This is a genomic window from Asticcacaulis tiandongensis, assembly GCF_006475605.1.
GTDB lineage: Bacteria > Pseudomonadota > Alphaproteobacteria > Caulobacterales > Caulobacteraceae > Asticcacaulis > Asticcacaulis tiandongensis.
Genome location: NZ_SSBC01000010.1, coordinates 1,091,724 through 1,109,395, shown reverse-complemented (window position 1 = coordinate 1,109,395; position 17,672 = coordinate 1,091,724). Strand labels below are relative to the sequence as shown.

Annotated in this window: 24 protein-coding genes and 1 tRNA gene; 17 read left to right on the top strand and 8 right to left on the bottom strand. The window is 56.0% G+C overall.

Features of this window, described 5'->3' with window-relative positions; all coding sequences use genetic code 11:
- The first annotated feature begins 17 nt into the window (after positions 1–17).
- Positions 18–710, top strand: coding sequence for an exopolysaccharide biosynthesis protein (locus tag E5201_RS09480; protein WP_140985785.1), 693 nt, complete (start codon positions 18–20; stop codon positions 708–710).
- Here E5201_RS09480 and E5201_RS09475 read toward each other — a convergent pair.
- Positions 707–1,624 (bottom strand): DUF4349 domain-containing protein, encoded by a 918-nt coding sequence (locus tag E5201_RS09475; protein WP_140985784.1) that lies wholly within the window; start codon positions 1,622–1,624, stop codon positions 707–709. The two genes, E5201_RS09480 and E5201_RS09475, sit on opposite strands and share 4 nt — an antisense overlap.
- 27 nt (positions 1,625–1,651) lie before the next feature.
- Positions 1,652–2,716, bottom strand: a complete 1,065-nt coding sequence (locus tag E5201_RS09470) for an aldo/keto reductase (RefSeq protein WP_140985783.1) — start codon at positions 2,714–2,716, stop codon at positions 1,652–1,654.
- Between the two features lie 193 nt (positions 2,717–2,909).
- Here E5201_RS09470 and E5201_RS09465 point away from each other — a divergent pair, with 193 nt between their 5' ends.
- Positions 2,910–3,422 (top strand): hypothetical protein, encoded by a 513-nt coding sequence (locus tag E5201_RS09465; RefSeq protein WP_140985782.1) that lies wholly within the window; start codon positions 2,910–2,912, stop codon positions 3,420–3,422.
- 24 nt (positions 3,423–3,446) lie between these two features.
- On the opposite strand, the gene E5201_RS09460 is transcribed toward E5201_RS09465, so the two are convergent.
- Together E5201_RS09460 and E5201_RS09455 are read right to left on the bottom strand one after the other, a co-directional pair.
- Entirely contained in the window at positions 3,447–4,319 is an 873-nt protein-coding gene (locus E5201_RS09460; RefSeq protein ID WP_140985781.1) for an endonuclease/exonuclease/phosphatase family protein, read from the bottom strand.
- A gap of 51 nt (positions 4,320–4,370) precedes the next feature.
- Positions 4,371–4,688 carry a heavy metal-binding domain-containing protein gene (locus E5201_RS09455; RefSeq protein WP_140985780.1) on the bottom strand — a complete coding sequence of 106 codons (318 nt, stop codon included), beginning with the start codon at positions 4,686–4,688 and terminating at the stop codon, positions 4,371–4,373.
- Positions 4,689–4,771: 83 nt separating this feature from the next.
- Between E5201_RS09455 and E5201_RS09450 the strand changes: the two genes are divergently transcribed.
- From E5201_RS09450 to E5201_RS14790, 6 genes are all read left to right on the top strand, one after another.
- Positions 4,772–5,254 (top strand): DUF4112 domain-containing protein, encoded by a 483-nt coding sequence (locus E5201_RS09450; protein ID WP_140985779.1) that lies wholly within the window; start codon positions 4,772–4,774, stop codon positions 5,252–5,254.
- Positions 5,255–5,323: 69 nt separating this feature from the next.
- Complete coding sequence (locus tag E5201_RS09445; protein WP_140985778.1) at positions 5,324–6,964, top strand: DUF2793 domain-containing protein; 1,641 nt, start codon at positions 5,324–5,326, stop codon at positions 6,962–6,964.
- A gap of 4 nt (positions 6,965–6,968) precedes the next feature.
- Positions 6,969–7,187, top strand: coding sequence for a DUF7940 domain-containing protein (locus E5201_RS09440; protein WP_140985777.1), 219 nt, complete (start codon positions 6,969–6,971; stop codon positions 7,185–7,187).
- Complete coding sequence (locus E5201_RS09435) at positions 7,174–7,626, top strand: D-Ala-D-Ala carboxypeptidase family metallohydrolase (RefSeq protein WP_140985776.1); 453 nt, start codon at positions 7,174–7,176, stop codon at positions 7,624–7,626. The genes E5201_RS09440 and E5201_RS09435 overlap by 14 nt, the downstream gene beginning before the upstream one ends.
- Positions 7,623–7,961 (top strand): hypothetical protein, encoded by a 339-nt coding sequence (locus E5201_RS09430; RefSeq protein ID WP_140985775.1) that lies wholly within the window; start codon positions 7,623–7,625, stop codon positions 7,959–7,961. The genes E5201_RS09435 and E5201_RS09430 overlap by 4 nt, the downstream gene beginning before the upstream one ends.
- Positions 7,948–8,097 carry a hypothetical protein gene (locus E5201_RS14790; protein WP_181404583.1) on the top strand — a complete coding sequence of 50 codons (150 nt, stop codon included), beginning with the start codon at positions 7,948–7,950 and terminating at the stop codon, positions 8,095–8,097. Before E5201_RS09430 ends, E5201_RS14790 begins: the two co-directional genes overlap by 14 nt.
- On the opposite strand, the gene E5201_RS09425 is transcribed toward E5201_RS14790, so the two are convergent.
- Positions 8,081–8,566, bottom strand: a complete 486-nt coding sequence (locus E5201_RS09425; protein WP_140985774.1) for a pyridoxamine 5'-phosphate oxidase family protein — start codon at positions 8,564–8,566, stop codon at positions 8,081–8,083. The genes E5201_RS14790 and E5201_RS09425 overlap by 17 nt on opposite strands.
- Before the next feature lie 288 nt (positions 8,567–8,854).
- Here E5201_RS09425 and E5201_RS09420 point away from each other — a divergent pair, with 288 nt between their 5' ends.
- Positions 8,855–9,697, top strand: a complete 843-nt coding sequence (locus E5201_RS09420; protein WP_140985773.1) for an MCP four helix bundle domain-containing protein — start codon at positions 8,855–8,857, stop codon at positions 9,695–9,697.
- Positions 9,698–9,723: 26 nt separating this feature from the next.
- On the opposite strand, the gene E5201_RS09415 is transcribed toward E5201_RS09420, so the two are convergent.
- Both E5201_RS09415 and E5201_RS09410 read right to left on the bottom strand, forming a co-directional pair.
- Positions 9,724–10,707, bottom strand: coding sequence for a glycoside hydrolase family 43 protein (locus tag E5201_RS09415; RefSeq protein ID WP_140985772.1), 984 nt, complete (start codon positions 10,705–10,707; stop codon positions 9,724–9,726).
- A gap of 170 nt (positions 10,708–10,877) precedes the next feature.
- Positions 10,878–10,952, bottom strand: a tRNA-Thr gene (locus E5201_RS09410).
- Between the two features lie 138 nt (positions 10,953–11,090).
- Here E5201_RS09410 and E5201_RS14785 point away from each other — a divergent pair.
- The 4 genes from E5201_RS14785 to E5201_RS09395 all read left to right on the top strand — a co-directional run bounded on the left by E5201_RS14785 (position 11,091) and on the right by E5201_RS09395 (position 13,548).
- The gene (locus E5201_RS14785; RefSeq protein ID WP_181404582.1) at positions 11,091–11,249 is read left to right on the top strand and encodes a hypothetical protein; all 159 of its coding nucleotides are present in this window, start codon (positions 11,091–11,093) and stop codon (positions 11,247–11,249) included.
- An 86-nt stretch (positions 11,250–11,335) separates the two neighbouring features.
- Positions 11,336–12,637, top strand: coding sequence for a UDP-N-acetylglucosamine 1-carboxyvinyltransferase (gene murA, locus E5201_RS09405; RefSeq protein ID WP_140985771.1), 1,302 nt, complete (start codon positions 11,336–11,338; stop codon positions 12,635–12,637).
- A 2-nt stretch (positions 12,638–12,639) separates the two neighbouring features.
- Positions 12,640–13,092 carry a DUF2948 family protein gene (locus tag E5201_RS09400; protein ID WP_246050536.1) on the top strand — a complete coding sequence of 151 codons (453 nt, stop codon included), beginning with the start codon at positions 12,640–12,642 and terminating at the stop codon, positions 13,090–13,092.
- The gene (locus E5201_RS09395; protein WP_140985769.1) at positions 13,093–13,548 is read left to right on the top strand and encodes a UPF0262 family protein; all 456 of its coding nucleotides are present in this window, start codon (positions 13,093–13,095) and stop codon (positions 13,546–13,548) included.
- A 275-nt stretch (positions 13,549–13,823) separates the two neighbouring features.
- Here E5201_RS09395 and E5201_RS09390 read toward each other — a convergent pair whose 3' ends face one another.
- Positions 13,824–14,561 carry a hypothetical protein gene (locus tag E5201_RS09390; protein ID WP_140985768.1) on the bottom strand — a complete coding sequence of 246 codons (738 nt, stop codon included), beginning with the start codon at positions 14,559–14,561 and terminating at the stop codon, positions 13,824–13,826.
- Positions 14,562–15,114: 553 nt separating this feature from the next.
- Here E5201_RS09390 and E5201_RS09385 point away from each other — a divergent pair.
- The 4 genes from E5201_RS09385 to E5201_RS09370 all read left to right on the top strand — a co-directional run bounded on the left by E5201_RS09385 (position 15,115) and on the right by E5201_RS09370 (position 17,658).
- Positions 15,115–15,642 carry a porin family protein gene (locus E5201_RS09385; protein ID WP_140985767.1) on the top strand — a complete coding sequence of 176 codons (528 nt, stop codon included), beginning with the start codon at positions 15,115–15,117 and terminating at the stop codon, positions 15,640–15,642.
- A gap of 181 nt (positions 15,643–15,823) precedes the next feature.
- Positions 15,824–16,042 carry a translation initiation factor IF-1 gene (gene infA / locus E5201_RS09380; RefSeq protein WP_140985766.1) on the top strand — a complete coding sequence of 73 codons (219 nt, stop codon included), beginning with the start codon at positions 15,824–15,826 and terminating at the stop codon, positions 16,040–16,042.
- Positions 16,043–16,057: 15 nt separating this feature from the next.
- Entirely contained in the window at positions 16,058–16,636 is a 579-nt protein-coding gene (locus E5201_RS09375; RefSeq protein WP_140985765.1) for a Maf family nucleotide pyrophosphatase, read from the top strand.
- A complete protein-coding gene (locus E5201_RS09370; RefSeq protein WP_140985764.1) occupies positions 16,633–17,658 on the top strand; it encodes a ribonuclease E/G in 1,026 nt (341 codons plus the stop codon). Before E5201_RS09375 ends, E5201_RS09370 begins: the two co-directional genes overlap by 4 nt.
- The last annotated feature ends 14 nt before the right edge of the window (positions 17,659–17,672 follow it).

The following is a 17,672-nucleotide window of genomic DNA, read 5'->3' as shown; positions in this document are numbered from 1 at the left end:
CTTTCAATTTTAAGGAAATGCGGGCATTTAGCGGCCTCAGGTTCCTTAATCAGAAGGCTATACGCGTGATTGACTCCTCCGGTTTTGGCGATACGTCCAAAAAAGTCAGCGATATGCTGAGTGAAACCATTGACCGTATACGGGGGCGGTCGGTGACCTTGCGTGAGCTAATCGCCGCCATTGGTGAGCAGGGGTTGCTGCTTTTGTGCGCGCTTCTGTGTCTGCCGTTTCTTATTCCGGTGTCTATTCCGGGGGTTTCGACTGTCTTTGGCGGCGCTATATTGCTGGTGAGCGTATCCATCACGCTGAACCGTTTGCCGTGGTTGCCGAAGAAGATACTTGACCGCGAAATGGATACCGACAAGCTGATCCCCGCCTTGCAAAAGGGCGTGAAGCTGGTGTCGCGTGTTGATCCCTACGTCAAGCCACGCCTGAGCGGACTTACGCATGGCGGGTTTGTCGCCCGCTTTAACGGCATCATCCTGATCTTTTCCGCGCTGTTGCTGATGGCACCGCTGGGCCCTATCCCGTTTTCAAACACCTTGCCCGGCGTAGCGATCCTGCTTTTGTCCATTGGCATGGTGCAGCGTGACGGCGTGTTTGTCCTGTTGGGATATCTGTTCAACATCGCCACGCTGGTCTATTTCGCCGTTCTGGCCTGGCTGGCTTTTGTCGCCGGTCAGGGCATCAGCTCGCTATTGGGGTCTTAAGAATCTGGGGACCCAGAATCTGGAATCTTAGACACCTTAGGGCGCTTAGCCTTACGCGCCTTTAGCCACTTTCGGCCATACCATATGGCCGGAACGCTCAGCAGAATGAGCGGCAAAAGCACGGCAAACAGTTCAATCAGGAAGCCCAGTGTCCGCATAAAGTGGCCAACGACATTGTTGAGGGCGTTGGTAATCGGACTGAAGCTGGAGGTAGAGGCCGCAACGGCCTCGCTGTGGTAGGACAGGGTGAGATGCACGGTGGCCACGCGCTTTTTCATGACCGCCAGTGCCGATTGTGCGGCATCAATATCGGCCTGAACCTGCGCCAGCTGGGTTTCCGCTTCGATCAGTTCGGATATTTTGCCTGGACGCTGGCGAATAATATCCTGAAGGCGATCGCGCAGGGCCAGCTTGTTTTTGAGGCGCGCTTCGGTATCGACAATATTAAGGCTCAGGTCTTCACTGGTAACACTATGCGACGCCATGCGCCCTTTGGTGTTTTTCAGGTCATCCGCCAGACCTGTCTGAAACTGTTTCAGCCATGCCGGACTGACGCGTAACTCCAGACTGTAATTTGTGTAACGGTCATCCGGGTTTTGCGAAGCAGACGTACTGATGAGCAGGCAGGCATTTGGCCCGGCTTTTTCGCATGCGGTCTGATGCCGGTTCAGAAGGTCAGACAGTGACGCCGAGGGGGCGCTGAAGCCGTAGCTGTAATCATAGGCGATCTGCGGCAGGCTGATGTCCGCAGCCGCGCCCGCTGCTGCCTCACGACCCATGCCGCCTGAGGCATCAGCGGCGATATGGTCGAGTTTACTATCGGCATAGCTCTGGATGCTTTCGGATGCCGGTTGCGAGCAGGCAGCCAGACCAAGCATGGCGCTGGTCAGCAATACGGTTTTAAAATGTGTCATGATTGTTCCCCCGATAGTGTTTCCAGATTAATCCGGAAATACCGGATTTTCAATCAGATCCTGACCGGTGGCCTTGGGCGGCTCATTAAAGATATCGGGCAGGGCCGAACGCGTCAGCCGGTCAAGCAGCGCCAGTTCATCAGCGGTAAAACTGAGGTTTTTCAAAGCCCCCAGACTGTCATCGAGCTGCTCAACCGTACGGGCCCCAATAAGGGTCGAGGTGATGCGCGGATCGCGCAATGTCCAGCTTAGGGCCATTTGCGCCAGTGACTGGCCACGCCCGACGGCCATGTCATTTAACTGGCGAATGAGCTTGAGTTTTTCAGGACTGAGCCCTGCGCGTACCCAGTCAAGCCGTGCCGCGCGCGAGTCTTCGGGGATGTCCCGCAGGTATTTGTCGCTTAAGAAGCCCTGAGACAGGGGGGAAAAAACAATCGCGCCTGCGCCATACTTATCGTTCACGGCCAGCAGTTCAGGCTCGATCCAGCGATCAAGCAGGCTATAGTTAGGCTGATTGATCGTCAGCGGCACGCCTTCGGCCTTGAGGATTTCGGCGGCGGCGCGCGTAAGTTCGGGGCCATAGCTCGAGATGCCGATATAGAGCGCCTTGCCCTGACGATAGAGCTGTACCAGCGCCCCCATGGTCTCCTCAAGCGGCGTATAGGGATCAGGGCGGTGCGAATAAAAGATGTCGACATAGTCAAGCCCCATGCGTTTCAGGCTCTGGTCGCAACTGGCGATCAGATGCTTCCGCGACCCGGTAAACCCGCCATAGGGGCCATCCCACATCTGCCAGCCGGCCTTAGAGGAGATGATCAGTTCATCCCGATAAGCCCTTAGGTCCTCACGCAGAATTCGTCCGAAATTGGTTTCTGCCGAACCGGCAGGCGGTCCGTAATTATTGGCCAGATCGAAGTGGGTGATGCCCCGGTCAAAGGCCCGCCTGAGCAGCGCTCGCTGATTGTCCAGCGGGTCGATATCACCGAAATTGTGCCACAAACCCAATGAGATAGCCGGAAGCTTCAGGCCGGACCGGCCGCAACGACGATAGGGCATGTTGGTGTAACGTGCGGTATCGGGGGTGTAGGTCATGCGGGCCTCCTGTTATTCCGGTTAAATGGCTAAGAGGTTTTGAAGCGAAAGGAAAGCCCAAATCGGACTTTCACTATCACGCGAAATTCAGGTCTTTTTGACGCAGTAGGGGGTGGGCGGCGTAGCCTTGGGGATATAATCGTGTTACCCCTGTGTGCGCTGCAACATTTTTTGTTCAAGATGAGGTGTGATCATGGTGACCATTACGGATAATGAAACACTGAAACTGTCTTTGGCAACGTCCGAAGATATTAGGGAAGCGTCTGAAAAGCTGACGCATTTCTGGATCGGGGCGTTTTCGCCACTGTGGGTGCCGTTCTTTGCCGCCACCAGCTTCGGGCTGGGCAGCTGGGCACTCAGCAGCGCTCTGGCACCGATCAAGCCGAGAAACAATGATGCCTATGGCGCTTTGCCGCGCACCTTTACCGATGCCCTGACGGCGCAATATGGCTGGCTGAAATCCTCTGAGCCTTCGGCGAACATGCTTGAGGAGGCGGCAGAAGCGGTCAATGACGCCGCCAGCACGCAGGCGCGCCACGTCATCGAAAGTCAGGACGCTATTGTCGATGCGGTGCTGACCGATGATTTGCTCGAAAGTCCGGCCATTGACGATCTGAACCGCAAGATCGAGACCACGCGCGCCACTAAGGCCGAAGCGGCCGAAAAGAAGAAGGCCTCACGCCCGAACCGTTCTGAAGGCAAATAGGCCAGCTATTCTGCCGGATCCCAGCTATTCTGCCGGATAGATGTCTACGCGCACCGGCCTGTGGTCAGAGCCATAATAGGGACCTGTCCGGCGATCCTTAAGGCTCAGGCCTGTGGCCGCAAACACATTGTCGATCCCGAGCCGTAAGGGCGCGGGAAGAGCGGCGGGCCATGTACCGCTGCGGGAACCGGCGGGGTTGAAGCCGGTTTGCTGGCTGAACGCCGAAAGGGCCGCTGCGGAAGGCGTTGTATTGAAATCACCGACAAGCACGGTGCGCTCTGAGCTTCCGGCGTTGAAGTCCTGCGCAAGTAATCTAACCTGCTCTGGTTGCGCGTCAGGGGCGGTAAAGGGCCATGGTCGTGTCAGATGCACCACCGCCAGATGCAATGGCCCTGACGGCGCATCAATCGTCGCCGTGGCAGTGCTATAGCCGATATGCTTGGAATCCGTTGCGCTTATAGGGAAGCGTGACAACAGGGTTGTCTGGTGGTGATGCGTCACATAGGGCAAACGCGTTTTAAGGGGCACAATGAGATTGGTTTCCGCCAGTGGCCCGACCTCGACCAGAGCGACGACATCCGGATTCTCGCTCTCGATCCAGGCAATGAGCTTTTCCGGTGTCTGGTTCTTGATCCACAAATTGGCAAAGATCAGCCGCACCGGTTGCGCCGTCAGGTCAGGCTTTGGCTGATACGGAAACATCTGGCCCCAAAGGCTGAAGCCCAGCCCCATCACCGCCACAAGGTTTATGAGGGCCGACAGGCGTTGCTTCAGAAGTATCAGCAGCCCCAGACAGATAATCGCGCCGGTCAGAAGCGGGGCCGAAAATATATCAATCAGATAGGCCTTGGCCTGAGGCAGATTGAGAAGGCACACAACCGAAACGGCCAGCCACAACAAGCTGACAGTAAAGCAGGCCAGAGAAAAAAGACGCTTTATAAACAAGGTTTAGCGTATGACAACAGCCGTGCCGGAGCAGGTGACCATTAACATGGATCCCTGACCGACCGTAGCATAGTCGATGTCGACGGCGACAACGGCATTACCGCCTTTGGAACGGGCCTCGGCCTGCATTTCATCCAGAGCCGCATCACGGGCCTTGCGCAGGACTTCCTCATAGGCTCCCGACCGGCCACCAATGATGTCACGAATACCAGCAAACATATCGCGGAAGATATTGGCCCCTAAAATGGCCTCGCCCGTAACGACGCCCAGATAGGATTCGATGGTCTTACCTTCAACAACGTGGGTGGTGGTGACGAGCATGGGGACCTCAGGGGCTTGGTGGATTGACGGGATGGTACCTGTGCGTCAAGATTACCGGATCAGGGGGGCGCGGAGCAAGTGACATGTTTGTAAGGTCGCAACAGGCGGTTGATAAACTCTACAACTCCGTGGGGCTTGTGAAGCGACTGTCTGATGGTCTGATTAAAATCGGGCCAGTCAATGTCATAGGGCTTGACGGGATTCTGGCGTGGGTGCCGGGACTGCCCCTGGGGGCGATCTATAGCGTCGGTGCCAGCAGCTTTATCATGGTTCAGGCCTTAAGGGCCCGCATCAGCCCCTTTACCTTCCTCAAGACGCTTCTGATCCTGCTGGCCGACAGCGGCATAAGCTCGGTCTCAAGCCTTATCCCCCTGTTGCCCGCGGCGGCGGATACGCTGTTTCAGGGGCATCTCTATGCGTCGCATATCGTGCAGAAAGAGATCGACAAGACCTGGTACATCGATGCCAGCCAACGGGAGGCTTATGACAGCGGCGTGCATCAGCAAAACCTGATGACCCTCAAAACCCTGAAGGGCAAGAAACGGCTGGTTTATCTGGTGCCCTGAAAATATCCTCTCTGGCCTAAACAGGCGGATGCTTCTGGCTGACCCTTCAATCAGCAAAGAGGCCCCTTCGTGTCATTGCAAAATACTCCTCGTCTGGGATTGCCCCTGCTGCAATCAGGCCAGACCGGTGCCTATATCACGCTTAATGAATCCCTCTGGAAGCTTGAGGCGCTGGTGCAGGCCACGGCCTTAAGCCGCAGTGTCACGACCCAGCCGTCTGATCCGCAGGCGGGTGACGCCTATATCCTGCCCGAAGCGGCGACAGGCGCGGTATGGAATGATCATGAGGCCGGTGATTTTCTTATATTCTGGGGCGGGTACTGGAATGTGGTGACGCAAGGCGAAGGCACGATTGTCTATGTCGCCGACGAAGCCACACATCTGGTGCGCAAAGATGCAGGGTGGGGGGCGCTGACGGTTCAGCAGAACCTGCCCAGTGTCGGTATCAGTGCCACGGCGGATGACTATAACCGCCTGTCGGTCAGCAGTCCGGCAGTTCTGTTCAATCATGCCGGAAATGGCATTCAGACCAAACTGAACAAGAACGTAGCAGGCGACACCGCGTCACTCCTTTGGCAGACCGGCTGGAGCGGGCGGGCGGAATTCGGCACTAATGGCAGTGATAACCTGTCACTGAAGGTGTCGCCCGACGGAAACCGCTGGCTGACCGCCTATGAGGTAAACCGATCATCCGGCAGAATCCGGTTTTCACGGCCTGCCTATGTAAAGGCCAATAGTGTCGGACGGCGACATGTCACCCATAATGGCTGGCGGATCAGTTCCAGTGCCGCCAATAATGACTGGCGCGGGCTATGCTGGTCGGCAGAGCTTGGTCTCTTCTGTGCTGTGTCCGCTTCGGGAACGGGCAACCGCGTCATGACCTCTCATAATGGGGTGGACTGGACCACACGCTCAAGTGCGGCTGATAATCAATGGTTTGATCTGTGCTGGGCACCGGAACTGACGCTGTTTTGCTCGGTGGCGCAAACGGGTACCGGCAATCGGGTCATGACGTCCTGGGATGGCGTCAACTGGACGGCCCGCTTAAGTGCGGCTGACATTGAATGGAAGTCTGTGTGCTGGTCGCCGGAACTGTTCCTCTTCTGCGCCGTAGCGTCTTCGGGTACGGGTAATCGTGTCATGACGTCGCCTGACGGTATGAACTGGACACTGCGCGCCACGCCCGCTGACAATAACTGGACCTCGGTATGCTGGGCAGACGATCTGGGACTTTTCTGTGCAGTGGCGGCTACGGGAGCCGCCAATCGTGTCATGACATCTCCTGACGGCGTTAACTGGAGCCTGCGCACCAGCGCGGCGGACAATGAATGGCGCGCCGTTTGCTGGTCAGCAGAACGCAGCCTGTTTTGCGCCGTAGCGTCTTCGGGCACGGGTAATCGTGCCATGACGTCGCCAGATGGTCTGAACTGGACAGCGCGGAATGCCGCCAGCGACACCAATTGGCAGTCGGTGTGTTGGTCTCCGGAACTGGGCCTGTTCACCGCCATATCCACCTCAGGTACCGGCAACCGCCTTATGACTTCGCCGGAAGGAATCTATTGGGCTTCAGGCGGAAGTGCGGCGGACAATGAATGGCAAAAGGTGTGCTGGTCGCCGGAACTCGGGCTTTTTGCGTCTGTAGCCAGAACAGGCACGGGCAATCGCGTGATGACCTCGGTATCGGCCCATAGCTTCCCTTACCGGAGCTGATCGCATGATATGGATAGCGAACTGGCGTCAGGGCTGGCGCTTTATCAGCACGCAGGCCATGGCTCTGTCTCTGGCCATATCGGGGGCATGGCTTTCTGTGCCGGAAAAATTACAGGATCGCCTGCCGGATGGTTTGATTGCGGTCATCCTCATGCCGATATTGATATTGGGCATTATCGGACGCTTTGTCGTGCAAACGGAGGGGCGTCATGTGGAGCGCTGAATTTTTTACGCTTGAAGAAATGACCCGATCGGATACGGCGCGGGCGAGGGGCATTGATAATGTGCCGAAGGGCCAGTTACTGACGCGTCTGAACGCGACCGCAAAACGCATGGACAGCGTCCGCCTTTATCTCGGGCATCCGGTGATCGTCACTTCCGGCTACCGCTCCGCCGCACTCAATCACGCCGTTGGTGGGGCTTCCTCCAGCCATCACGTTCAGGCCTATGCCGTGGATTTCAGGTGCCCGGCCTTTGGTGATCCGGTGCGTATCTGTAGCGCCTTGCGTGACAGCGGCATCCGCTATGACCAACTCATTCAGGAATTTAACCAATGGGTGCATATTTCCTTTGCACCCACTCTGCGCCAGCAAACCCTGACGGCATTCAAGCAGGATGGCAAACACGGAGGCCGTACCGTCTATCGGGCAGGCTTAGGATGATCCGGTTTTACATAGCCGGTGGCGCTCTGGCGCTGGTGACGGGGATGGCGGCGACCCTGTGGGCGCAATCAGAACGCCTTGAGGCCCAAAGGTCTGAAATTGCCGTACTGACCGCGAAGCTTGATGCCGCCGAACGGACAGCGATCATCGACGGGCGCACCCGAACGCTAATCCGTGACATTCATATAAAATCTGATGAGGCCCAAACCCATGTCGAAGCCAGCCCCGACCCTGAGTGTGCGAACCCTGAGCCTGTGCTGGGTGCTTGGCGGGCTGGCCTTGACAGCCTGCGCCAAACCACAGGCGGCGCTCATCATACCAATGGCAACGACTGAACCCTGTCAGTCGCCTGACCCGCAAGGGGTTGCGACCATAAAAGATCTGGCGCTTTTTAGCCTCAAGCAGGAGGAGGCCTTGCTGGCCTGTGAAGCCAAACGCAAGGCCCTTATTGAGGCTATAGCTGTACCTTAGCCACCTTATCCTCATAGTCGCGTTTCGGATCGGCCCCCAGCAGGATTTTGATACCGGCCAGCAGGCTAGAGGCGTCTATCCAGATTTCTGCATCGCTCAGATCAAAGCGCAGCAGGGTGATCTTAGGGTCATCCTTGCCTTCGAACCAGGCCCCGACAAACGGGTTCCACAAACGTTCGATCATATCACGGTCATTATGCACCGTCAGATTGCCATGAAAGGTGGCAAAGACATTATGGCCCTTGGAGGCAAAAGTGGCGCAGGCGGGGGCGTTAGGTATCTGTATACGTCCCAGTTCGGTTTCATTTGAGGTGAAGAGCCAGATTGGCCCTTCTTCAGCTCCGTCTTCAAGCAGGGCGGTCATGGGGCGTGGTTGTGCCACCTGACTCCCTGACAGGCCGAGCATGATGGTCCGGTCAGATTTAAGCGCTTTGAAGAACTTTTCCTTGATGTCGTGTTCGTCCGTCATAGCTGCTTCCTTTAAAAATGAAATGGAGAGCGCACAGTATGGCGGCGGGCTTATAAGCAAAAAATAGGGAGTGGCCTTAAGGTTCTAAAAAACGGCTCTGAGGTTTTGTGGCATTCACAAAAATATTATTTGTCCATGCGCCAGACAGGGGGCCATGCTGTAGCCAATAAAGGTTGCGCTCATACTGGGCGGAAAAGAAACCTACGGGCTGAGGGGCACATTCCAGACAAGGCAATGCCGCTACCTTGCGCCTGCACGAACAGGGCTGGATAGGGAAGGTAGTGGGGCATGACCATCCGTTTGCGTATATTAACCCTGATCGGTGCTATTGCCCTGATTGCGGTAGCCGTGACGGCACTTAGTCTGGTGACATTACGCGACTATGATCGCATGATGGATGACTATGGCCGGGCTTATGAGCACGCCTTTGTTGGTGAAAAACTGAATAATACCGTATCCAAAGTCGTCATGGATTCACGGGGTATTTATCTGTCAGCGAATCCTGCCGAAGCCAACGAATTTGCCAGTCAGCTGGCGGCTGAACTGGATGCCATGCCTGCGCTGCTTCAACGCTGGAACGAGGTTTTACCAGAGGAACATGATGCAGAATTCAGGCAAATAGACGTTGCTGCTACCCGTTTTCTTCATATCCGCCGGGAACTGGTTCAATTGGCTCGCGAAGGCCGGATAGCCGAAGCCAGAGCGCTTGGCGTTCCCAGTCGCAGCGATCGCATTGCCTTTCAGCAAAATATCGCCTCACTGGTGGATAAGGCGCGCGCCGAACTGGACATTGTCAAGCGACAGGCTGACCAGTTCCAGCAGAGGCGGACGAGCGATTTTCTTATTACCGCGGTGGTCAGTATTCTTATTGTACTGGGGGCAGCAATATGGCTGGTGTCGCACTTCATCACCACGCCCCTTCAGAACATCGCCAACGCCATTGTCCGGACAAGTCACGGCGACTATGACGCGCCGCTTAATGAACCTGTCGGTGATGACGAGGTGGCCAGGGTGTGGCGCGCCATATATGTGTTGCGCGAAAAATCGAAAGAGGCCGAACGTCTCGCTGCCGAGCAGGCTGAAGCCAACAGGCTCAAGGAAATGGAACTGCGCCAGATCATGCTCGACTGATGTATTCAGAAACGTCTATATAATCCTCAGTTCGGCGGCACAGAGACGCCGGCCTTTGTCTGCACAATAGGCTTTATGGTGCCGTCGGGATTGTACTCAAGGTACTCAACCCGAACAGCGCGGCGATAGCTGCCGCCCTTCTGGTCGCCAATGGTCAGGCCACCGTCATGATAGAAGAAATAGGACTGGCCTTTGAATTCGATAATAGCCGGATGAATGGTCGTGCTGTTTTCGGCCATTCCGGTCAGCTTGCCGCGATAGGTCCACGGGCCTTCGACAGACGGTGCCGTAGCATAGGAAATGTATTCTCCGACATCGCCCTTATCCCATGAGGCATAGGTCACATAGTAGATATCGCCACGCTTATGTAGCCAGGGGCCTTCGGTATAATGAGGCAACTGAACTTCACGGATGGGCCCGTCCAACTCGATCATGTTGGGCTTGAGCTTGACCAGAAAGGCCTTTTCATTGCCCCACATCATCCATGACGTGCCATCATCATCGGTAAAAACGGTTGGGTCTATATCACTCCAGTCATGACGGGCTTGCGGGGTCATATCATTGGTGATCAGGGCTGTGCCGCGCGCATCGACAAAGGGGCCGGTCGGGCTATCTGATACCGCGACACCAATCGCCATGGCCGTATCGGGCTTATTGTGCTTGGCCGTGGCATAAAAATAGAACTTGCCGTCTTTTTCCACGACCTGAGAGGCATAGGCATCGCTTCTCGCCCATTTGAAATCAGTCGGCTTGAGTACCGTCCCGTGCGCCGTCCAGGTCTTCATATCCGTGGATGAATAGGCCAGCCAATCGGGCATGTTGTAGTACTTGTCGTTAGAAATATCACGGCCAGCATAGAGATAGACGCGGTCTCCAACCACCAGAGCCGCCGGATCAGCGGTAAATACATCGCGGATAATCGGGTTCGATCCCGGCGCATCGCCTTGCGCAAAGGCAGGCTGTGTGGCGATGAGCGCCAGCAAACAGGCGGATAAGCGCAAAGCGATCATGATATACCTCTCCAATACCTGATCATTTGTCTGACTTAATAAGGTGTGCGCGTCAAGGCCCTTACAGGCGCGATAAGGGTATCCCGGTCAGAACGGTCAAATGGAGAGTTGCAGGAAATATGCTGCTGAAATGGCGAAGGCCCGTCTCATGTTTCAGAGACGGGCCTTCGTGGTGCTGCCGGTGAGGATTGAACTCACGACCTCTCCCTTACCAAGGGAGTGCTCTACCACTGAGCCACGGCAGCGTCGGAAATTACCCCGAGGGGTGCGCCTATAGCGAACCCTGCCGAAATCGCAAAGCAAAAAGTGTGGGTTACGCACAATTATCCCTCGCTTTTTGCCGGTTCGGGTCTTAATTCAGGCGAAACACTGGATTTCCGCCCATGAATGACCAAACGAAAATCCCAAAAAAAGCACCTGAGAGCAAGGCGGATCGTGACGCCCGTCTGAATGCGGCCCTGAGGGCGAACCTCATGCGGCGAAAGGCGGCGCAAAAAGCGACGTCAAAGCCGGTCTCCACAACTGAGACCAAAGACGACTGAACAGGCTTTTTACGAAACCATATTGCGTGCGCCGGATTGTGTTGTAGAAGCACAGAGGTATTAGTGCTTTTTAAGATGGCGAATCTATGGATCGTATTGCCCTGACCGGTGGCGTGCCGCTGTATGGAGACATTCCCGTAAGCGGGGCTAAGAACTCAGCCATTAAGCTGATGGCAGCCGCCCTGCTCACCTCTGAGCCGGTAAGACTGACCAATATGCCGCGTCTGGCCGACACACGCCTGCTGGGGCGTCTGCTGGCGCGTTTCGGCTGTCAGATCACCGAGAGCGATGGTCCTGACGGTCAACAAAGCATCCTGCATACGCCGGAAATCACGTCTTCCTTTGCACCCTATGACCTTGTGCGCCAGATGCGCGCCTCGTTCAACGTGCTGGGGCCTTTGCTGGCCCGTACCGGCCATGCCAAGGTGTCCTTGCCCGGCGGCTGCACTATCGGTGCGCGTCCGGTTGATCTGCACCTCAAGGCGCTTGAGGCCTTGGGCGCACATATCGACATGCACGAAGGCTATGTCTTTGCGCAGGCTCCGCGCGGCCTCAAAGGCGCGGAAATCGAGTTTCCGTTTGTCTCGGTTGGTGCGACTGAGCACGCCCTGATGGCTGCCGTTCTGGCGCAAGGCACGACCGTGTTCAAAAACGCCGCCTGTGAGCCGGAAATCGAAGATCTGGCCCTGTGCCTCAATGCGATGGGCGCCAAAGTCTCCGGCGCAGGCACCCCGACCATTACGGTTGAAGGCGTGACCTCGCTGCACGGCACGGACTGGCCGGTGATCTGCGACCGCATCGAAGCGGGCACCTATGCGCTGGCCGCAGCCATGGCGGGCGGCGAAGTGCGCCTGACCAATGTGCGCCCTGACCTGATCGGTATCCTGCTCGATAAGATGCGTGAGGCCGGTTGCGCCATCGAAACCGCAGGCAACACCATCACCATCCGCCGTGATCCGGCACAAAAGCTTAAGGCCGTGGACATTACCACCCGCGTCTATCCGGGCTTTGCTACCGACCTTCAGGCGCAGTTCATGGCCCTGATGACCCTGGCCGAAGGTGAGTGCATCATCCGTGAGACCATCTTTGAAAACCGCTTCATGCACGTGCCCGAACTGAGCCGTCTGGGGGCCAATATTGTGGCCTCGGGCGGTGAGGCGCGCGTCAAGGGCGTCGATGCCCTCAAAGGCGCGCAGGTCATGGCGACCGACCTTCGGGCCTCGGCCTGTCTGGTGATCGCAGGGCTTGCGGCGCAGGGTGAAACCACCATCAACCGCGTTTATCATCTGGATCGCGGCTTTGAGAATCTTGAGGGCAAGCTGTCGGCCTGCGGTGCCGATATCCGCCGCCTCAAGAGCGATGAGCCGGTCATGGAGCTTGAGGAATAGGCGTGTTCGGCTGGTTCAAAAAGCCTGAGAAGCGATTGCGTCTGCTGGTGCAGTCAGAGGCGGATGTCCTGCCGGTGTCCGCCCTGCTGCAGGATGCGGCCCTACGCGGCGAAGACATTGCCTATGACCCCAAGGCGCGCACCCTGACCCTGCGCCTGAACCGCTTTTGCCATGAGCGCGGCGGCAAGGCTTTACGGGTCGTCAGCGCCTTGCAAATCGGTGATGTAACGGCGATCCGGTCACGCGGTTTCAACCTCACTAAGCCGCCTTTGGGGCTGTCGATCCTGAGCCTGTCCGTGACGCCCGCCGAAGCCCCGTCCTGCGTTATCGATGTGGCTTTTGCCGGTAAGGCGCACCCGCAATTGCAGATTGAGGTCGAATGCCTCGACATGGTATTGGTTGATCTGGCGGCGCCGCATCGCGCCCGCTCTGTCCCTCAGCATCCGGAGACCTGAATGCGTCTGGCGCGTATAGAAATTGACCCGCAAAGCCTGTCGGCGCATACGTCTGAAAACGAGCACGAACGTCAGGTAGCGATGTTCGACCTGATCGAACGCAACCATTTCGCCCCCGAAGGCGGCACCTGCGACAGCTATAATCTGCGTCTGGCCTATGAGGACGGGCGACTGGTGTTTGACGTGACCGGCGAAGGCTTTGCCAAAAAGACCATGCTGTCCTTCACCCCCTTGCGTCAGATCATGAAGGACTATGCCCTGATCTGCGAAAGCTATCATGACGCGCTGAAAAACGCGACGGTCGCCCAGATCGAGTCCATCGATATGGGCCGCCGCGGGGTGCATAATGACGGGGCCGAACAGCTGACTGAACGCCTCAAGGGCAAAATCGACATCGACCACGAAACCGCCCGCCGGTTATTCACGCTGGTCTATGCCCTGCATATCCGCAGCTAAGGGCGGAACCAATCCCTTACATCCTCCCCTGTAGCGTAGCGTACGGGGGAGGTGTCAGCGCGAAGTCGCTGACGGACGAGGCATCTCCATCAATAGCGCTTCTCTGATCCGCTAGGTTTCCTGATTGGTCAGCCTAATGGTGGTGCCAAGCAGTTGACTAAGGGCCTTAGAGGTAAAATTAACATCGAAAAATAAACCACACGGCGGTTATTTGAGATGGTCTAAACATTGCGTATCTGGAGTTAAGTAAATATGCGTAAGTTAACACATGTTATTTAAGATATACTTGGGGCTGAATTGCGCTTTATTTTGCCGCGTTTATACTTGGCCTGCATGCTTGTAACCCATTCAACATAATTGCGTCCCATGATATCGCGTTTGGCATTTTCAAATTTTTGAAAATGTTTATCTATATCTCTTTCAAATGCACCATTTCCGGTGACGAGATCATGAATCATTTGCGCCATTATCTCCAGCATCCTGAATTTACATTTTATAGTATGCGCATTTTCATTATTGATTTTCAATCTCATATCTTGAGAAAAATCTGTATTTTTATTGTTTAACGGTTGAACCCATTGGCCATGTGCTAGTTTATTTCGCATTTCAATAATGGGGTTTAATTCATTATCTAAAGCGGCGGTTAAAGCTTGGTAGTATGACCTTGGGGTTAACTGTAACGCCGTATCCAACGGCGCGTTTGGAATTTTGTATCGCTTACGAAATCCTATCTCTATGGCACTTTTCCATGTACCAATTTGAGTTCGACAACTGGTTAGTTGATCTCGTTCAGCACTTGAAAAGCCATTCGGCTCATATAGTAATTTGTTTAGGCGATTTTCAGACCACGCACCAAGCAATAATATGCAAGTTTTTAGTAGGGCGGATGATGTTTGAGTTTCGCCGGATGAAAGACTTGCATTCAATGCGCGCAATAAGTTCCGAAGTGCGTTGGAAACCTCACGTAAATTTTTAACATGAGCTTTATAAAGAGCTTCTTTCGTTGCGGCCATTTTGTTCCCAGTCATCAAAGCACGCCCTGGAGTGTGCTTTGATGACTGGGAATCGAACCCAGCTAGACTCCATAAAGGCGTGTTTCCATTACACTATCATCCTAGGTTGTTTGTTTCACAAAGCGGTGCTTTCGGTCAAGAGCTATATGCTGCCGAATTGTAATTTAAATTTCTTATATCGTTCAACCACATTTGTTTGGGGAGATTCTACGCTATCTTCGATGACGGGTGGATGTTTGTGCTGCAGCACACTAGAATAAGGTGTCTGTTTAAATAACTATGCAAAAATACCACACCACCGTTGTTTCGCCAAAAGTGAACGATCGTTCATTTTGCGTTCATCATCAGGGCGGCTTTGCGGCCAAAACCCCTTAAATTGATGTTTTGCTTATATAATTGCCCTGAAATGGTCTTTTGTCGGGCCTAATCGCGCCCCTTTGCGCCTCTAAATCTGTATGTGTCGCTGAGGTGACTGCGCAAACGCAGCGCGGCCCTCAGAGGCGGTGAGCACTCATCAAAGAGGCCGCCTTTTAAAAGAATTTAGGAGCACATTATGAAGACCATGCTTATTGCCACCGCTGCCGTAGCTGTTGCCGCTTTGGGCGTGCAAGGTGCCGCCGCGCAGTCCCTGACCCAGCCCGAAGTTTATGGTTCGCTGGGTGCAGGTAAAACCAGCAACAACAAGACCGATGCCGATCTTGAATCCCTCAATGGCCGTCTGGGTGCGAAGCTGACGCCGCACTTCGGTGTCGAAGGTGAACTGGCGCTCGGTACGAAATCCGATGTTACGCAATCGGGCAAGTACAAGCTGACCAACCGTAAGGCGGCCTATGCCGTAGGCTATCTGCCGGTAAGCCCGAGCTTTGACCTCATTGGTCGTGTGGGTGTCTCTGACACCAAGCTTAAGAACCATGCCAATACGCCGAACGTAGAGGATGGTCAGGCCTTTGATTATGGCGTGGGTGCGCAGTACCACTTCAACAACGCCTATTCGGTGCGCGGCGACTATACGCGCTCTGAGTTTAAGGAAGGCCACGGCGACGCCGATAACGTAGCCGTCAGCGTCGTCCGCAAGTTCTAATCCGAACTTAAGGCGAATAACCAAGGCCCCGAACCGCTCCAAAGGCACGGTTCGGGGCCTTTTCGTATTTACACCTTTAAAAATCCGGCGATTGGGTATAAAGGGAGCGCCACGGTTTTGTCGGGCGAGCGTCCATGGTGGATTCGCCCGATATTTTATTTCTCTATCCAAGCGGGACCGAATGGCAAAAGAAGAGCTTCTGGAGTTTCCGGGTACGGTGGTTGAATTGCTGCCTAACGCGACCTTTCGCGTAAAGCTGGAAAACGATCACGAAATTATCGCCCACACAGCGGGTAAGATGCGCAAAAATCGCATCCGCGTACTGGCCGGTGACAAGATCATGGTCGAAATGACGCCCTATGACCTGACCAAGGGCCGTATTACCTATCGCTTCAAGTAAGTGAGCGCTGCCTCGATGTCTGCGGCGCCTTTCATTCTGGCCAGCGCCAGCCCGCGTCGCCTCGAGCTTCTGGCGCAGATCGGCCTTAAGGCGGATCAGGTTATAACCTCCGATATTGATGAGACGCCTCTGGACGGAGAAACCCCGCGCCAGCTGGCGGCGCGTCTGGCTGTGGCCAAGGCGCAGGCTGTGGCCGCTCGCTTCGGTGCGCCTGCCTATGTTCTGGCCGCCGATACGGTCGTCAGCATGGGCCGCCGTATCCTGCCCAAGGCCGAAACAGACCGTGAGGTGCGCGATTGCCTTAAGCTGTTGTCCGGCCGCAACCACCGCGTCTTTACCGGCGTGGCGCTGATTTCCCCTGATCGCGTGTCGCAGCGCGTCGTCGAAACCCGCCTGCAATTCAAACGCCTGAGTGACGCCGAAATCGACGCCTATGTGCAAAGCGGCGAAGGTCTGGGCAAGGCCGGTGGCTATGGCATTCAGGGGCGGGCAGGGGCCTTTGTCATCAGCCTGATCGGTTCCTATCCGGCGGTGGTCGGGCTACCCCTCTATGAAACGCGCCAGTTGCTGATCGGCGCGGGCTATCCGGCTTGAAGCTCTGGTACGAACAGCGCTTCGGCTTTGGTCGCGGAGCGGTGTTCCGTAACGGCCAGCCGCATCTCTATCTCGAAGGCCTGATTAACGATCCGTCCCTGACACTCATGGGTGTGCGCTCGGTCGCCCGCCTGACGGCTCGCAGCGGAGGCATTGGCTTCGTTCAGCTTGCCGATGGCCAACAAGCCATGATCGACGCCAAAGCGGATGTCACCGAAGGCAGCTTCCTTGAGGTCGAAATCGTTGCCGAACCACGCGGCGACAAGCTGGCGCGGGCGCGGGTCTTAGGCCCCGCCGATGGCCCTGTGCGCCGTCTGTCAGCGCCTCTGGACATAGTGACCCGCCTCAAGGCGCGGGCCAAGGCCCTGATCGCCTCAGACGACCCTGAGGTCATGACCGGCGAAGACGCCACCGACCATCTCGACACGGCCGAAACGCAGGCGCTGGCCACCGTCATCAGCCTGGGCAACGGCGCGGACATATCCCTTGAGGCGACGCGGGCCTTGGTGGCGCTTGATGTCGATCTCGGCAATGCCGCCGACGGTCTGTCGGGTAACCTCAAAAGTGCCATCCGCAAAACCAATGAGCAGGCGATACATGAGACTGCACGCCTCCTGCGCCTGAGCAATCTCGCAGGATTTGTCGTGGTTGACCTGATCGGGTCGCGCCATGATTTCGACCGTCTGAAAATTCTGGCAATCGAAGCCTTTGGCCCTGAGGCATCGGTGATAAGTCTGGGCGGGCCTAACCGCTTTGGCACGCTGCAACTCAGCCGTCCGTGGGGTGCCGCGCCACACAGGGCGCTTACGTCCACGCCGGTGCGGCAGGCCCGTCGCCTGTTGTGGCGTGCCGCCGCTGAGGCACGAGGCGACGGCGGTGCGATGTTCGCCCTTAATGCCCCGCACCGCGTCCTTGAGGTCGTCGCGCAGGCCCTTAAGGACAGTCAGGACCCCTTATCCCCGCGACTGCACCTAAAGGCCGATGAAACCGCCATAAATGGCGATATTTTGCGCTTAAACTGATTATTGAGGGACCC

Coding starts and splice junctions, on each gene's coding strand:
- infA (WP_140985766.1), top strand. CDS start 15,824: ATGGCAAAAGAAGAGCTTCTGGAGTTTCCGGGTACGGTGGTTGAATTG.
- E5201_RS09435 (WP_140985776.1), top strand. CDS start 7,174: ATGTGGAGCGCTGAATTTTTTACGCTTGAAGAAATGACCCGATCGGAT.
- E5201_RS09475 (WP_140985784.1), bottom strand. CDS start 1,624: ATGACACATTTTAAAACCGTATTGCTGACCAGCGCCATGCTTGGTCTG.
- E5201_RS14790 (WP_181404583.1), top strand. CDS start 7,948: ATGGCAACGACTGAACCCTGTCAGTCGCCTGACCCGCAAGGGGTTGCG.
- E5201_RS09390 (WP_140985768.1), bottom strand. CDS start 14,561: ATGGCCGCAACGAAAGAAGCTCTTTATAAAGCTCATGTTAAAAATTTA.
- E5201_RS09480 (WP_140985785.1), top strand. CDS start 18: ATGCGGGCATTTAGCGGCCTCAGGTTCCTTAATCAGAAGGCTATACGC.
- E5201_RS09440 (WP_140985777.1), top strand. CDS start 6,969: ATGATATGGATAGCGAACTGGCGTCAGGGCTGGCGCTTTATCAGCACG.
- E5201_RS09450 (WP_140985779.1), top strand. CDS start 4,772: ATGTTTGTAAGGTCGCAACAGGCGGTTGATAAACTCTACAACTCCGTG.
- E5201_RS09375 (WP_140985765.1), top strand. CDS start 16,058: ATGTCTGCGGCGCCTTTCATTCTGGCCAGCGCCAGCCCGCGTCGCCTC.
- E5201_RS09470 (WP_140985783.1), bottom strand. CDS start 2,716: ATGACCTACACCCCCGATACCGCACGTTACACCAACATGCCCTATCGT.
- E5201_RS09395 (WP_140985769.1), top strand. CDS start 13,093: ATGCGTCTGGCGCGTATAGAAATTGACCCGCAAAGCCTGTCGGCGCAT.
- E5201_RS09455 (WP_140985780.1), bottom strand. CDS start 4,688: ATGCTCGTCACCACCACCCACGTTGTTGAAGGTAAGACCATCGAATCC.
- murA (WP_140985771.1), top strand. CDS start 11,336: ATGGATCGTATTGCCCTGACCGGTGGCGTGCCGCTGTATGGAGACATT.
- E5201_RS09420 (WP_140985773.1), top strand. CDS start 8,855: ATGACCATCCGTTTGCGTATATTAACCCTGATCGGTGCTATTGCCCTG.
- E5201_RS09430 (WP_140985775.1), top strand. CDS start 7,623: ATGATCCGGTTTTACATAGCCGGTGGCGCTCTGGCGCTGGTGACGGGG.
- E5201_RS14785 (WP_181404582.1), top strand. CDS start 11,091: ATGAATGACCAAACGAAAATCCCAAAAAAAGCACCTGAGAGCAAGGCG.
- E5201_RS09465 (WP_140985782.1), top strand. CDS start 2,910: ATGGTGACCATTACGGATAATGAAACACTGAAACTGTCTTTGGCAACG.
- E5201_RS09425 (WP_140985774.1), bottom strand. CDS start 8,566: ATGACGGACGAACACGACATCAAGGAAAAGTTCTTCAAAGCGCTTAAA.
- E5201_RS09385 (WP_140985767.1), top strand. CDS start 15,115: ATGAAGACCATGCTTATTGCCACCGCTGCCGTAGCTGTTGCCGCTTTG.
- E5201_RS09415 (WP_140985772.1), bottom strand. CDS start 10,707: ATGATCGCTTTGCGCTTATCCGCCTGTTTGCTGGCGCTCATCGCCACA.